The organism is Promicromonospora sp. NPDC060271, from assembly GCF_042726755.1.
Lineage (GTDB): Bacteria > Actinomycetota > Actinomycetes > Actinomycetales > Cellulomonadaceae > Promicromonospora.
Genome location: NZ_JBHXBG010000321.1, coordinates 1 through 1384, shown reverse-complemented (window position 1 = coordinate 1384; position 1384 = coordinate 1). Strand labels below are relative to the sequence as shown.

The 1384-nt window shown below is 69.9% G+C and carries 3 protein-coding genes; all 3 read right to left on the bottom strand.

All coding sequences use genetic code 11. The features are described 5' to 3' along the window. Positions 1-29: 29 nt before the first annotated feature. From ACFWE2_RS25365 to ACFWE2_RS25355, 3 genes are read right to left on the bottom strand one after another with little or no spacing between them, the layout of a single operon-like run. On the bottom strand, positions 30-350 hold the full coding sequence (locus tag ACFWE2_RS25365) for a DMT family transporter (RefSeq protein ID WP_377226974.1): 321 nt from the start codon (positions 348-350) through the stop codon (positions 30-32). Beyond that, entirely contained in the window at positions 350-703 is a 354-nt protein-coding gene (locus tag ACFWE2_RS25360) for a DMT family transporter (protein ID WP_377226975.1), read from the bottom strand. Before ACFWE2_RS25360 ends, ACFWE2_RS25365 begins: the two co-directional genes overlap by 1 nt. 2 nt (positions 704-705) lie before the next feature. Then, complete coding sequence (locus ACFWE2_RS25355; RefSeq protein ID WP_377226973.1) at positions 706-1236, bottom strand: TetR/AcrR family transcriptional regulator; 531 nt, start codon at positions 1234-1236, stop codon at positions 706-708. Positions 1237-1384 lie beyond the last annotated feature (148 nt).

Here is a 1384-nt window from a genome sequence, read left to right as displayed (position 1 = left end):
GGGCACCCGCCCGCCCCGCTCGAGTCCGCTCAGTGGCCGGCGCCGAGCTCGACCAGGAGGACCCCGGCCGCGATCATGGCGATCCCCGCGGCCATGACCTTCGTGAAGGGCTCCCCGAACAGGTACTTGCTCGCGACCGCGGTGAGCGCGACGCCGGAGGCGGTCCAGATCCCGTAGGCCACGCCGATGCCCATCCCGAGGTCGAGGACCAGGCTGAGGGCAGTGAACGCCGTCAGGTATCCGACCACGACGACGGCATACCAGCGTTTGCGGCCTTCTGTCGCTACCTTCAACGACAGCGAGGCCGACACCTCCGCGACGATGGCAACCATCAGGAACACCCAGGCCATCACGCCCTCACCTCCTGCTGTTCACGGGCGACGGCCCGCTGGGACCCGAGCTCGATCGTGACGACGCCGCCCATGATCAGCATGATGCCGGCGCCCATGAGGGCCGTCAGTGGTTCGCCGAAGAGGACGGCCCCGAGAACTGCCGTGAGCGCCACCCCGAGGGCGCCCCAGATGCCGTACACGACGCCCAGCGCCATGCCCTCTCGCAGCACCAGGGCCAGGAGGGTGAAGGCGGTCAGGAAGCCGACGACGACCAGGGCGTACCAGGCGGGCTGGTCGGTCGCGGCCTTGAGCGAGAGCGAGCCGGTGACTTCGCTGCCGATCGCGCCGGCGAGCAGCAGCCAGGGTTTCAGGTTCATGCGATGCCTTCCAGGAGGTCCAGGGCGAGGTCGCGCAGGCGGTCACGCGACTCGGCTTCGGGTGGGAACGCGCAGAGCGCCTCGGCGAACCACGTCCCCTCGGCGATGAGGCGGACGGCGACGAGGCGCGCCCGCACGTCCGGCGGCAGGTCGTCCGGCACCTCGAGCCAGGGACGCATCCGCTCGACCCAGCGGGTGGTGAGCTGTTCGCGCAGCCGCGGGTCGGCGAACATGACGAGGTCGCCCTGGTCGACCTCGCACTCCAGCGCCCAGTCGAGGTAGGCGCGGACGCGGGCGCCGGGCGCGACCGTATCCACCGGCCCGGGCAGGCGGGCGGCCAGGTCGCGTTCCCAGTCGTCGACCACCCGGTCGAGCAGGGCGACCATCAGGGCTTCCTTTGTGGGGAAGTGGTACATCACGCCCGGTTTGGTCAGCCCTGCCTTCCGTGCGGCCGACTCCAGGGAGACGGTGGCGCCGTCCTGGAGCATGGCCAGGGCGCCGTCGAGGATCTGTGTCTTCGAGTTCATGCCCGCTACTTTACCAACCGGAAGGTTGGTGAGTGCAAGTGGTTCGACCAAACCGCCGGGCGGTAGCGGGTCCAGCCGGGGGTCGACCAAGGCAGGTTTCGTAAGTGGTGCCTGCGGACCTGACTCGGCGTACCAGGTACGCCGAGTC

Coding starts and splice junctions, on each gene's coding strand:
- ACFWE2_RS25365 (WP_377226974.1), bottom strand. CDS start 350: ATGGCCTGGGTGTTCCTGATGGTTGCCATCGTCGCGGAGGTGTCGGCC.
- ACFWE2_RS25355 (WP_377226973.1), bottom strand. CDS start 1,236: ATGAACTCGAAGACACAGATCCTCGACGGCGCCCTGGCCATGCTCCAG.